The sequence below is a fragment of the Pseudomonas sp. NBRC 111139 genome (assembly GCF_001753955.1).
Classification (GTDB): Bacteria; Pseudomonadota; Gammaproteobacteria; order Pseudomonadales; family Pseudomonadaceae; genus Aquipseudomonas; species Aquipseudomonas alloputida.
In genome coordinates this window covers 48,915-61,911 of sequence record NZ_BCBP01000038.1, presented here as the reverse complement: position 1 = coordinate 61,911, position 12,997 = coordinate 48,915, and the positions used below count along the sequence as shown (strand labels likewise).

Here is a 12,997-nt window from a genome sequence, read left to right as displayed (position 1 = left end):
CCTCACCACGCACCAAGGGAACCCCGCGCAATGGCGTATTACCGTACACCCCACGATGTGACGGCCCTGCCCGCCTGGCAGGCGCTTCAGAAACACCGCGACGCCATGCAAAGCTTCAGCATGCGCGAAGCCTTCGCCGCCGATGCCAAGCGCTTCGACCAGTTTTCCCTCAGCGCTTGCGGCCTGTTCCTCGACTACTCAAAAAACCTGATCACCGAGCAAAGCCGCGACCTGCTGGTCAGCCTGGCCAATGAAGTGGGCCTGCAAGACGCCATCAAGTCGATGTTCAGCGGTGAGATCATCAACGCCTCCGAAGGCCGCCCGGTGCTTCACACCGCCTTGCGCCGGCCCGTAGGTGACAAACTCAGCGTCAACGGCGTGAACGTCATGCCGGAAGTGCACAAGGTGCTCAACCAGATTACCGAACTGGTCGGCCGCATTCACGATGGCCTGTGGCGCGGCTACAGCGAAAAACCGATCACCGACGTGGTCAACATTGGCATTGGCGGTTCGTTCCTCGGCCCCGAGCTGGTGTCCGAAGCGCTGCTACCCTACGCCCAGCGCGGCGTGCGCTGCCACTACCTGGCCAATATCGACGGCAGCGAGTTCCACGAGCTGTCGGCCAACCTGCGCGCCGAAACCACCCTGTTCATCGTCTCGTCGAAGTCGTTCAACACCCTCGAGACGCTGAAAAACGCCATGGCCGCGCGGACCTGGTACCTGGCCCAAGGCGGCTCGGAAGCCGAGCTGTACCGCCACTTCATTGCAGTGTCCAGCAACAAGGCCGCTGCTGTAGCGTTCGGTATCCGCGAAGAAAACATCTTCCCGATGTGGGACTGGGTGGGCGGGCGCTACTCGCTGTGGTCGGCCATCGGCCTGCCGATCGCCCTGGCCATCGGCACTGCCAACTTCAAGGAACTGCTGTCCGGCGCCTACACCATGGACCAGCACTTCCAGACCGCACCGTTCGACAAGAACATGCCGGTGCTACTGGCCCTGCTGGGCGTGTGGTATGGCAACTTCTGGGACGCAAACAGCCACGCGATCCTGCCGTACGACCACTACCTGCGCAACATCACCAAGCACCTGCAGCAGCTGGACATGGAATCCAACGGCAAGAGCGTGCTGCAAGACGGTACCCCGGTGAAGACCGACACCGGGCCGGTGATCTGGGGCGGCGTGGGCTGCAACGGCCAGCATGCCTACCACCAGTTGCTGCACCAGGGCACCCAGTTGATTCCGGCCGATTTCATCGTGCCGGTGGTGAGCTTCAACCCGGTGGCCGACCACCACCAGTGGCTGTACGCCAACTGCCTGTCGCAGAGCCAGGCGCTGATGCTGGGCAAAACCCGCGAGGAAGCCGAAGCCGAATTGCGCGCTAAAGGCCTCAACGAAGCGGACATCGAAAAGCTGGCCCCGCACAAGGTAATCCCGGGTAACCGCCCGAGCAACACGTTGGTGGTCGAGCGCATCAGCCCGCGCCGCCTGGGCGCGTTGGTGGCGATGTACGAGCACAAGGTGTTCGTACAGAGCGTTATCTGGGGTATCAACGCCTTCGACCAGTGGGGTGTTGAGCTGGGCAAGGAACTGGGCAAGGGCGTTTACCAGCGCTTGGTCGGCAGCCTGGAAGACAGCGCCGAAGACGGTTCCACCCAAGGCCTGATCAACTACTTCCGCGGCCGTCACCGCGGTTGATCCGAAGCCTGTACCGGCCTCTTCGCGGGTAAACCCGCTCCTACCAGGCAACGCGTTACCTCGTAGGAGCGGGTTTACCCGCGAAGAGGCCGGCCCAGGTTGAACACCGCTCCCAGCTACACTGTCCTATCGAATAGCCGTTGCAGTCCATCGCCCCTTACAAGAGCAGGACCACCCGCCATGTTCGATATCCGCAAATACCCCCAGGCCCTGGCCGTCAGCCAGTCCGCCGCCCTCACCCCCGAAGACTACCGCCGCCTCTACCGCCAGTCGGTCGAAGACCCAGACACCTTCTGGGCCGAACAGGCCAAACGCCTGGACTGGATCAAACCGTGGTCAAGCGTGCAGCAATGCGACCTGCATACCGGCAAGGCCCGCTGGTTCGACGGTGCGCAACTCAACGTCAGCTACAACTGTATCGACCGTCATCTGGCCCAGCGCGGCGAGCAAACGGCCTTGCTGTGGGAAGGCGACGACCCCAAGGACTCCAAGGCCATCACCTACCGCGAACTGCACCGTCAGGTCTGCCGCCTGGCCAATGCAATGAAAGCGCGCGGTGTGAAGAAAGGCGACCGGGTGTGCATCTACATGCCAATGATTCCCGAGGCCGCGTTCGCCATGCTCGCCTGCACCCGCATCGGCGCCATCCACTCGGTGGTGTTTGGCGGTTTCTCCCCCGATGCCTTGCGAGACCGTATTCTCGATGCCGACTGCCGCACCGTGATCACCGCCGATGAAGGCGTGCGTGGCGGTAAACGCATCCCACTGAAACAGAACGTCGACAAAGCCTTGGCCAGTTGCCCAGCGGTCAGTAGCGTATTGGTGGTGCGCCGCACTGGCGGCGATGTTGCCTGGGCCGAGGGCCGCGACCTCTGGTATCACGAAGCGACGAAAGAGGCCGGCGACGACTGCCCCCCTGAACCGATGGAGGCCGAAGACCCGCTGTTCATCCTCTACACCTCCGGCAGCACCGGCAAACCCAAAGGGGTGCTGCATACCACCGGCGGCTACCTGCTGCAGGCAACAATGACCTTCAAGGTGGTGTTCGATTATCGTGACGGCGAGGTGTTCTGGTGCACCGCCGATGTCGGCTGGGTGACCGGCCACAGCTACATCGTCTACGGCCCGCTGGCCAATGGCGCAATCTCGCTGATGTTCGAAGGCGTGCCCAACTACCCAGACACCTCGCGCTTCTGGCAAGTGGTGGACAAACACCAGGTGAACATCTTCTACACCGCTCCGACCGCCCTGCGCGCACTGATGCGCGAGGGCTCTGCGCCACTGCAGAGCACCTCACGCAAAAGCCTGCGTCTGCTGGGCAGCGTCGGCGAGCCGATCAACCCGGAAGCCTGGGAATGGTATTTCGAGGAGGTCGGGCAAAAGCGCTGCCCGATTGTGGATACCTGGTGGCAGACCGAAACCGGCGGCATCATGCTCACCCCACTGCCCGGCACACAGTCACTCAAACCCGGCTGCGCTACCCAGCCAATGTTCGGCGTGCAACCGGTGCTACTGGACGAAAAAGGCAAACTGATCGAAGGCCCCGGCGCCGGCGTGCTGGCGATCAAAGCCAGCTGGCCGGGGCAGATCCGCAGTGTCTACGGCGACCACCAGCGGATGGTCGACACCTACTTCAAGCCCTTGCCCGGCTACTACTTCACTGGCGACGGTGCCCGCCGCGATGCCGATGGCGACTACTGGATCACCGGGCGCATCGACGATGTGATCAACGTGTCCGGGCACCGCATCGGCACCGCTGAAGTGGAAAGCGCACTGGTGCTGCATGACAGCGTGGCCGAAGCTGCGGTGGTCGGTTACCCACACGACCTCAAGGGCCAAGGCGTCTACGCCTTCGTCACGACCATGAATGGCGTGACACCAGATGACACGCTAAAGGCCGAGCTGCTGGCCCTGGTCAGCAAGGAAATCGGCAGCTTCGCCAAGCCTGAGCTGATTCAGTGGGCGCCAGCGCTACCCAAGACGCGCTCAGGCAAGATCATGCGGCGTATACTGCGCAAAATCGCCTGCAATGAGCTGGAAAACCTGGGCGATACCTCGACCCTGGCCGACCCAAGCGTGGTACAGGGCCTGATCGACAAACGCCTCAACCAGTAACCGGCGGCCGCAAATCTGGCCGCCCTGTACAGCAGGTCGCCATGGAAGCCCTTCGTCGCCGTATCGAAACCCAGGTCATGAGCCTCACCGGGCTGGCCCTCGGCCAGCTCGACCTGGAATCGCCCAAGGGCGACCCCGGCCTGTTCGGCCCGCACAGTATTAGCTGGCGGGTACATGGCGACTTCCCGAGCATGCTGGTCGGTGGCATCAGCGCGCTGATGCTGCAGTTGTTGCATCCCCTGGCCTTGGCCGGTGTGTGGGACCACTCCAATTTTCGTGAAGACCTGCTCGGCCGCTTACGCCGCACCAGCCAGTTCATTTCCGGCACCACCTTTGGCGCCACTGGCGATGCCGAGTGGCTGATCGACAAAGTGCGCACCATTCACCTGCAGGTCACCGGCACTGCACCGGATGGTCGCCCTTATGCGGCCAGCGACCCGGATCTGTTGACCTGGGTGCATGTAGCGGAGGTCAGCCGTTTCCTCGCCGCCCACCTGCGTTACCGCAACCCACACCTGCCACGCGCCGAGCAGGATGCCTATTACAACGAAATCGCCCTGATCGCCGAGCGCCTTGGTGCCCGTGACGTGCCGCGCTCGTGCCAGCAAGTTGAAGACTATCTGCAACACATACGCCCGCAGCTGCACTGTGATGCGCGCAGCCATGAGGTCATGCGAATCCTGCTCGACGCCCCTGCCCCCAGCCGCTTGGCACAGCCGGTTGGCAAACTGATGCTGCACGCAGGTATCGACTTGCTGCCCGGCTGGGCCCAGGCACTGCTCGGCCTGCAGCACGGGCCCCTGCAGCAGCGCCTGATCCGCCTGGGCCTGCGCCGCACCGCGCCGGTACTGCGCTGGGCAATGCGCGACGGTTCGGCACACCGGGCCAAACGGCGCATGGGCATTGATTGAGCGCAAAGGGTGGCCCCTGCGGAACTGATTTAACGTGCCATACTCCAAGCACTCCTGCTTAGACTGACGAAGCGACACATGTACAAAGGATTGACTCGCGCCGCTGGCGCAATCGTGGCCTTGGTAGCCCTGTATAGCCTGCTCGGCTTTCTCATTCTTCCCGGTGTCGCACTGCGCATCGCCAACCAGCAGTTGGCCCAATACGCCACCGTGCCGGCCCACCTTGAACGGATCGAACTCAACCCCTTCAGCCTCGAGCTGACGCTGTGGGGCCTGCAGGTCGGCGAGCCGGGCAAGGAACAGGTCGGTTTCGAGCGTCTTTACGCTAACGCCTCGCTCGACAGCCTGTGGACAAAAGCCCTGCATCTGGAAGCGGTGGAGCTCGACAAACCGCGCAACGAAGTGCTGTTCGCCAAGGACGGTACCCTCAACCTGACCGGGTTGTTCAAACTACCGGCCAGCGAAGCCAAACCCGAAGAGCCGCCCAGCGACCCGTTCCCGCTGCGTATTGGCAGCATCAAGCTCATCGACGGTTACCTGCACTTCGAGGACCTGCGGCCCAGCGAGCCGATCGAGTTCCTCTACGACAACATGAATCTGGAGCTGAAAAACCTCAGCACCCTGCCCAACGACAACGCCGACATGACCTTGGTGGCCAGCGGCCCCAATGGCGGACGCATCGACTGGAAGGGCACGCTGAGCCTGTCGCCGATCGCCTCCGAAGGCACACTGAAGGTCACTGACGGCAAGATGAAGCTGTTCTGGCCCTACGTGCGCGATGCCGTGCCACTGGTGCTGGAAGACGGCGTGGTAAGCCTCGATACGCACTACAAGCTCAACCTCGCCAAACAGACCGAGCTGCTGCTGGATAACGTCTCCGTGCGCATCGCGCCATTCGCCATCAAGGCGCCGGATGGCCGACCGTTGGCACGCCTGGCCAGCCTGGAGGTTAGCGAAACCACCATTGATCTGGTCAAACAGCAGGTCACCGTGGGCAAGGTTCGCAGCGAAAAGCTCGAAACCTGGGCGGCGCTGGAAAAAGATGGCCAGCTCGACTGGCAGAAGCTGTTCGCCAGCCAACCCGCCAAGGCCACGCCGAAGGAAAAGGCCGAGCCGGCGGCCGCAGCACCTACGCCTGAAGAGAAAGCGGTCAACGAGCCAAGCAAACCCTGGCAAGTGCTGCTCAAGGACGTGCAGTTGCGCAACTACCTGGTACACCTGGCAGATCGCAGCCAAAAGGCACCGGTAGCCTTGGACATTGGCCCTCTCAATGCCGACCTGCAAGGTTTCGACAGCCTCAACCAGTCGCCCTTCACCCTCAAACTCGATACAGGTGTGGGTAAGCAAGGCAAGCTGCAGGCTGCAGGCCAGGTCAACCTGGCACCGATATGGGCAAAGCTGGATGTGAGCACCCGCGACATCGACCTGCGTGTAGCCCAGGCCTACATCAGCCCGTTCATCCTGCTGGAGCTGCGCAGCGGCATGCTCTCGAGCGACCTCAAGGTCGACCTGAAGAACACCGCGCCGCTGGCCTTCAATGTGACCGGCAAGGCGCAGGTCAGCCAGTTGCATACCCTCGACACCATCAAGAGCCGCGACTTCGTCAAATGGCAGCAGGTGAACGTCGACGGCTTGTCCTACGTGCACGGCGATGCTCTGTCGATCGACAAGGTGACCCTGCTGCAGCCCTATGCACGCTTCATCATCAACGAAGACCGCACCACTAACGTGAATGATCTGCTGATCCCGCAACCGGCCGACGCCCCGGCGAGCAGCCAGCCCAAGCCGAACACGGCCAGCAGCAACAAGCCGCTTGGCATCCATATCGGGCAGATAGACATCAACGACGGCTCGGCCAACTTTGCCGACCTGTCGCTAACCCCCAACTTCGCCACGGCCATCCAGCAACTCAACGGGCAGATCGGCACCATCGACAACCGCAAGCCACAGCCGGCCAAGGTCGACGTCAAGGGCAAGGTAGACCGCTACGCACCGGTTACCATCAAGGGCGCACTCAACCCGTTCAACCCACTGGCCAGCCTGGACATTGCCACCAGCTTCAAGCGCGTCGAACTGACCACGCTGACGCCCTACTCCGGCAAGTTCGCCGGCTTCCGCATCCGCAAGGGGCGGCTGAACCTGGACCTGCACTACTTGATCACCAACGGCCAGCTCAAGGCCGAGAACAAGGTAGTAGTGGAGCAACTGCAGTTGGGCGAGAAAGTCGACAGCCCGGATGCGGTCGACCTTCCAATCCGCCTGGCGGTGGCATTGCTGAAGGATACCGAGGGCAAGATCTCGATCGAGCTGCCGGTGTCTGGCGACCTCAACAACCCGCAATTCAGCGTGATGCCGATTGTTTGGCAAACCCTGCGCAACCTGGTGCTGCGCGCGGCGCAGGCGCCATTCAAATTCATTGGCGGGCTGATCAGCGGCGGTAGCTCGGAAGACCTTGGCAACGTGGCGTTCGCCCCCGGTTCCAGCGAACTCAGCGGCGAGGCCCAGTCGTCCTTGGACAAGCTGGCATCCGCGCTGAAAGAGCGCCCGGAACTGCGCCTGGAAATCGAAGGCACCAGCGCCCAGGCCAGCGACGGCCCGCTGATTGCCCAACAGCGCCTTGAGCGTGAGTACCAGGCCACCTGGTACAAGATCCTGCAGCGACGGGGTGACAAGGTGCCGGCCAATGCCTCGATGCTGGTGGTTGACGACAGTGACAAACCGGCGATGCTCGAAGGCATCTACCGCACCCGCCTGAAGCAGCAGCCGCCTGCCGAATGGGAGCAGTTGGGCCGTGACGAACGCGCCGCCAAGCTGCGCGAGGCCGTGATCAAGTCGTGGGCCGAGAGTACCGCCTTGCTGCGTACCTTGGGGCAGGAGCGCGCCAGCAGCATCAAGGACTACCTGGTCGACAAGGGCAAGCTGGAAGACGACCGGGTGTACTTCATCGATACCAGCCTGGGGCAGCCTCAAAGCGATGGCCGGGTGGTGACACCGATGCACCTGGATGCCGAGTAATCCCCTCTGGCAGGCCTGGCCTGTTCGCAGGCACGCCTGCCCCCACAGGCCTGCGCACTACCTGTGGGAGCGGGCGTGCCCGCGAAGAGGCCAGCACGGGCTTTAAACCAAGCGCTGCCCCGACACCGCCGGGTGATACAACGGTTGAACCTTGTTCCCGGCCGGGTCCAGCAGGTGGAAGCTGCGTGCGCCGTCACCATGGTTGAACGGCCGGTCGAGCAAGGTCACGCCACGGGCCTTGAAGTAGGCATACCAGGCCTCCAGCTCCTCCACACTGTCGACAACGAACCCGTAGTGATCCAGGGTCTGCAACCCGTTGGCCGCCCCTGCCCCACGCCCCAATGACAGGTTGTCGTTACCGCAAGTGAGGTACACCAGGTCCTCATTGGCGCGATTCAGCACTTCCATGCCCAGCACATCGACGTAGAAGCGTTCACACTCTTCCAGGTTAGGCACCAGCAGGGCGATGTGGCGCAAGCCATTCAGGCGGCCAGGGCGTGCAGGCAATTCGGACATTGGCGAAGCTCCATTTTTGTATACAATTCATTATTGAATTTAAAACAAAAGGAGAGATTTGTGTATAGCCTGTTCATCAAGACCCGAGTGAAGCCTGGATGCGCCGACGCTTTCCTGAGTGCAATCAAGGTCAATGCTGCAGCTTCCGTGGCGAGTGAGCCTGGCTGTCTGGTGTTCGATGTGTCGCAGGACCGGGTTGATCCGGAGGTGATCTACCTGTACGAAATCTACCGCGATGATGCTGCGTATGAAGCGCATACCCAGACCGCGCATTTTCGCGACAGCCGCCCATTGGTGGAGCCTCTGATCCTTGAGCAGGAATGCTTCGAAAGCGATGTGATCGCGCGCAACCCAGTGTATTGAACTCAAGAAAAAGCCCTGGCACGGGCCAGGGCTTTGCTGAAAGTGGCCAAATCCATTTGGCCGACGGGACATTCCTTTACTCGGCTTTCAGGCCGTCAGACATTACGCTCTTGACGCCTTTGATGTTCTTGGTGATGCGCACCGCTTCTGCTTTCTGCGATTCGGTAACCTTCACATCAGAAGACAGCGAAACAACACCTTGGCTGGTCTCGACTTTGATGTCGCTGCCTGGGATGCCTTTTTCAGTCATCAGATCAGCTTTGACCTTGGTAGTGATCCAAGTGTCGGAGCCTTCTTGCTTGGCGTTGTCGACGGTGTTGGCCGCCAACATGACTGGAGCCTGGGTTGGCTCAGCGGCGAATGCACCGTTAGCCATGGTCAGGGTCAGAGCGGTAGCAGTAGCGGCAACAATGGCGAACTTCTTCATGTGGGTCACTCCTGTTTTTCGAAGGGTCTGCGCCGTATGTCCTGGCGTCAGGTATGAAGGTAGTTGCATGGGCTGTGCCAGCTTGGCCTCTTCGTTTATTTCCTTTTAAATCAATCAGTTAGCAAAACACCATCGCTGCTGCGGTCGTGCATTTTGCAATCTGCGCGGTAAACCTGCATGCAAGATGCAAGTCCGCAAAAGGTTCCCGCCCCCATGAAAAAAGGGCCCCGAAGGGCCCTTTCTCTATTGCGTGACGGTCGCTTAGACGCCCGAGGCCTTGGCCGCAGCGACGTCTTTGATCGACAGCTTGATACGGCCGCGGTTGTCCACGTCCAGTACCAGCACTTCGACTTCCTGGCCTTCTTTCAGGATGTCGGTGACTTTCTCGACGCGAGCATCGCTCAGCATGGAGATGTGCACCAGGCCGTCCTTGCCAGGCAGGATGTTGACGAAGGCGCCGAAATCGACAATGCGCTCGACCTTGCCGACGTAGATCTTGCCGATCTCGGCCTCGGCGGTGATGCCCAGGATGCGCTGCTTGGCAGCATCTGCCGCTTCCTTGGTTTCGCCGAAGATCTTGATCGAGCCGTCGTCTTCGATGTCGATCGAAGCCTTGGTCTCTTCGCAGATGGCGCGAATGGTGGCGCCGCCTTTACCGATGACGTCACGGATCTTGTCGGTGTCGATCTTCATCGCGATCATGGTCGGGGCGTTGGCCGACAGTTCGGTACGCGACTGGCCAATGATCTGGTTCATCTGGCCGAGGATGTTCAGGCGCGCTTCCAGGGCTTGGCCCAGGGCGATTTCCATGATCTCTTCGGTGATGCCGTTGATCTTGATGTCCATCTGCAGCGCGGTGACGCCTTTGGCGGTACCGGCTACCTTGAAGTCCATGTCGCCCAGGTGGTCTTCGTCACCCAGGATGTCAGTCAGGACTGCGAACTTGTCGCCTTCCTTGACCAGGCCCATGGCGATACCGGCAACTGGCGCCTTCATCGGCACACCGGCGTCCATCAGGGCCAGGGAAGCACCGCAGACCGAAGCCATGGAGCTGGAACCGTTGGATTCGGTGATTTCCGAAACCACACGGATGGTGTACGGGAACACGTCAGCAGCAGGCAGCATGGCCTGAACCGAACGGCGGGCCAGACGGCCGTGGCCGATTTCGCGACGGCCAGCACCGCCCATGCGGCCACACTCACCTACCGAGAACGGTGGGAAGTTGTAGTGCAGCATGAAGGGGTCTTTCTTCTCGCCTTCGAGGGTGTCCAGCAGCTGGGCATCACGGGCAGTACCCAGGGTCGCAACGACCAGGGCCTGGGTTTCGCCACGGGTGAACAGTGCCGAACCGTGAGTTTTCGGCAGCACACCCACTTCGATGTTCAGCGGGCGTACAGTCTTGGTGTCGCGGCCGTCGATACGTGGCTTGCCGTTGACGATGTTTTCGCGAACGGTGCGGTATTCGATTTCGCCGAAGATGTCTTTTACTTCGGAAGCCGAAGGCTGGCCTTCTTCACCGGAGAACTTGGCAACCGCCTGGTCACGCAGCTCACCCAGACGCGCATAGCGGTCGGCTTTGACGGTGATGGTGTAACCCTGCGAAACCGCTTCGCCGAACTCGGCGCGGATAGCATTGAACAGCTCGGTGTTGGCAACGGCAGGTTTCCAGTCCCAAGTCGGCTTGCCAGCTTCGGCAGCCAGCTCTTTGACAGCCTGGATAACAGCCTGGAATTCGTCGTGGGCGAACAGTACGGCACCCAGCATCTGGTCTTCGGTCAGCTCTTGAGCTTCCGATTCAACCATCAGTACGGCGTCGGAGGTACCGGCAACGACCATGTCCAGGCTCGAGGCAGCCAGTTGCTCGTAGGTCGGGTTCAGCAGGTAGCCAGTGCTTTCGTGGAAGGCAACGCGGGCAGCGCCGATCGGGCCTTCGAACGGAATGCCGGAAATGGCCAGGGCAGCCGAGGTACCGATCATCGCGGCGATGTCCGGGTCGGTCTTCTTGCTGGTGGAAACCACGGTGCAGACGACCTGCACTTCGTTCATGAAGCCTTCCGGGAACAGCGGACGGATCGGACGGTCGATCAGGCGCGAGGTCAGCGTCTCTTTCTCGGAAGGACGGCCTTCACGCTTGAAGAAGCCACCTGGGATCTTGCCAGCGGCGTAGGTCTTTTCCTGGTAGTGAACCGACAGCGGGAAGAAACCCTTGCCTGGATCAGCCTGTTTGGCGCCTACCACAGTCACCAGCACGGTGACGTCGTTGTCGACGGTAACCAGCACGGCGCCGGTTGCCTGACGGGCAATACGGCCCGTTTCGAGAGTGACGGTCGATTGACCGAACTGGAAAGTCTTGATTACCGGGTTCACGGTTTCCTACCTTTTTCAGTGGCTCTTGGGGGAACTGGTTTCTTGCGAATTCTTGGGCAGAACGGGGAATCGGCCCCATTGACCGTCCAGATACAACACGAGGCTGGGAGCCTGGCACCAAGCGGAAAAACCGCTCAGCATTGCCAGGCTGCCAACCTCGGAGATACGCGTGAAGTGCCCAACGGCAGCGCTGCAAAACAGCCCTGCCGAAGCCTGCGACACCCCACGCACACCACTGACCAGGCCGCTATTAGCGACGCAGGCCCAGGCGACCGATCAGGGCGCTGTAACGAGTGGTGTCTTTGCCCTTCAGGTAATCCAGCAGCTTACGACGCTGGTTGACCATACGGATCAGACCACGACGGGAGTGGTGGTCTTTATCGTTGGCCTTGAAGTGGCCTTGCAGCTTGTTGATGTTGGCGGTCAGCAGAGCAACCTGCACTTCCGGGCTACCGGTATCGCCGGCGGCTTGCTGGTATTCGGCAACGATCTGAGCTTTTTCTTCAACGCTGAGGGCCATTTGGCTTCTCCTGATAACGGATCCCGCATGCGGGGTCCAATAGGCCAGGGACAAATCCCTGTATTAATAAAAAAGGTGTGACCGTGCCTACTGACAGCCACCCTTGATGCCGTGGGGCTCGGCAACTGCCTGACCCCGCGGTTTCGGTCATTCCGACCGAATCAGCCGACGCGGCGCAATGCGCCCGTCTTCGCTCACTTCACCGATACCGATGAAGCGTGCGTTGTGATCCTGTACCCGCACCATGCCAAATTGTGGCGCGTCCGGCGCGCGTACCGCCTGGCCATGCAGCCAGTAGAACGCACTGTGTTCCGACAGGCTGACCAACGGCCAGTCCTGCAGCCCGCTGTCCGATGGCATCAGGAAGCGGTCGAGCGCTTCGTTACCACCTTCGGCATGGGCCTGTTCGAGTTCCTCGAGGGTGACCGTCTGTGCCAGCGCAAAGGGCCCTGCCTGGGTCCTGCGCAGCTCGGCGACATAGGCGCCGCAACCAAGGGCTTCACCGATATCCTCCACCAGCGTGCGGATATAGGTGCCTTTGCTGCATCCTACGCTCAACCGTGCACGGGTGCCTTCGCACTCGAGCAACTCCAAGCGGTTAATAGTAACAGAACGCGCCTCGCGCTCCACTACCTCTCCTGCACGTGCCAGCTTGTACAACGGCTGGCCGTCACGCTTGAGCGCCGAGTACATAGGCGGTATCTGGCTGATCGGGCCGCGAAAACGGGGCAGCAGCGCTTCAATGTCGGCGCGACCAACGGTCACGTCGCGGGTCTGCAGCACCTCACCCTCGGCATCGCCGGTGTTGGTAGTCTGCCCCATCTGCATGACGGTTTCGTAGCCCTTGTCGGAATCCAGCAAGTACTGCGAAAACTTGGTCGCTTCACCGAAGCACAGCGGCAACACGCCGGTCGCCAGCGGGTCGAGGCTACCGGTATGGCCGGCCTTTTCCGCGTTCAGCAGCCAACGCACTTTCTGCAAGGCGGCATTGGACGTGAAGCCCAGCGGCTTGTCGAGCAGGATGATGCCGCTGACATTGCGGCGGATACGTTTGACCTGGGCCACCGC

The 12,997-nt window shown here is 61.2% G+C and carries 10 protein-coding genes; 5 read left to right on the top strand and 5 right to left on the bottom strand.

The genetic code is table 11. The features are described 5' to 3' along the window. The first annotated feature begins 30 nt into the window (after nucleotides 1-30). The 4 genes from pgi to BJQ17_RS15615 all read left to right on the top strand — a co-directional run bounded on the left by pgi (nucleotide 31) and on the right by BJQ17_RS15615 (nucleotide 7,736). On the top strand, nucleotides 31-1,695 hold the full coding sequence (gene pgi / locus BJQ17_RS15630) for a glucose-6-phosphate isomerase (protein ID WP_012053741.1): 1,665 nt from the start codon (nucleotides 31-33) through the stop codon (nucleotides 1,693-1,695). Nucleotides 1,696-1,875: 180 nt separating this feature from the next. Next, a complete protein-coding gene (acs, locus tag BJQ17_RS15625; RefSeq protein ID WP_004575782.1) occupies nucleotides 1,876-3,810 on the top strand; it encodes an acetate--CoA ligase in 1,935 nt (644 codons plus the stop codon). Between the two features lie 41 nt (nucleotides 3,811-3,851). Then, the gene (locus BJQ17_RS15620) at nucleotides 3,852-4,721 is read left to right on the top strand and encodes an oxygenase MpaB family protein (RefSeq protein WP_054888862.1); all 870 of its coding nucleotides are present in this window, start codon (nucleotides 3,852-3,854) and stop codon (nucleotides 4,719-4,721) included. A 78-nt stretch (nucleotides 4,722-4,799) separates the two neighbouring features. Beyond that, nucleotides 4,800-7,736 carry a DUF748 domain-containing protein gene (locus tag BJQ17_RS15615; protein WP_070096295.1) on the top strand — a complete coding sequence of 979 codons (2,937 nt, stop codon included), beginning with the start codon at nucleotides 4,800-4,802 and terminating at the stop codon, nucleotides 7,734-7,736. Between the two features lie 102 nt (nucleotides 7,737-7,838). Here BJQ17_RS15615 and BJQ17_RS15610 read toward each other — a convergent pair whose 3' ends face one another. Then, a complete protein-coding gene (locus tag BJQ17_RS15610; protein ID WP_003249980.1) occupies nucleotides 7,839-8,252 on the bottom strand; it encodes a VOC family protein in 414 nt (137 codons plus the stop codon). Between the two features lie 60 nt (nucleotides 8,253-8,312). Here BJQ17_RS15610 and BJQ17_RS15605 point away from each other — a divergent pair, with 60 nt between their 5' ends. Further along, nucleotides 8,313-8,615 carry a putative quinol monooxygenase gene (locus tag BJQ17_RS15605; RefSeq protein ID WP_003249978.1) on the top strand — a complete coding sequence of 101 codons (303 nt, stop codon included), beginning with the start codon at nucleotides 8,313-8,315 and terminating at the stop codon, nucleotides 8,613-8,615. A gap of 76 nt (nucleotides 8,616-8,691) precedes the next feature. Here the strand turns inward: BJQ17_RS15605 and BJQ17_RS15600 are convergent, their stop codons facing one another. The 4 genes from BJQ17_RS15600 to truB form a co-directional block, all read right to left on the bottom strand. Then, entirely contained in the window at nucleotides 8,692-9,042 is a 351-nt protein-coding gene (locus BJQ17_RS15600) for a BON domain-containing protein (protein WP_070096294.1), read from the bottom strand. Between the two features lie 261 nt (nucleotides 9,043-9,303). After that, entirely contained in the window at nucleotides 9,304-11,409 is a 2,106-nt protein-coding gene (gene pnp, locus BJQ17_RS15595; protein WP_014859357.1) for a polyribonucleotide nucleotidyltransferase, read from the bottom strand. 250 nt (nucleotides 11,410-11,659) lie between these two features. Beyond that, entirely contained in the window at nucleotides 11,660-11,929 is a 270-nt protein-coding gene (gene rpsO / locus BJQ17_RS15590) for a 30S ribosomal protein S15 (RefSeq protein WP_003249971.1), read from the bottom strand. A gap of 147 nt (nucleotides 11,930-12,076) precedes the next feature. Beyond that, complete coding sequence (truB, locus tag BJQ17_RS15585) at nucleotides 12,077-12,994, bottom strand: tRNA pseudouridine(55) synthase TruB (protein ID WP_003249968.1); 918 nt, start codon at nucleotides 12,992-12,994, stop codon at nucleotides 12,077-12,079. Nucleotides 12,995-12,997 lie beyond the last annotated feature (3 nt).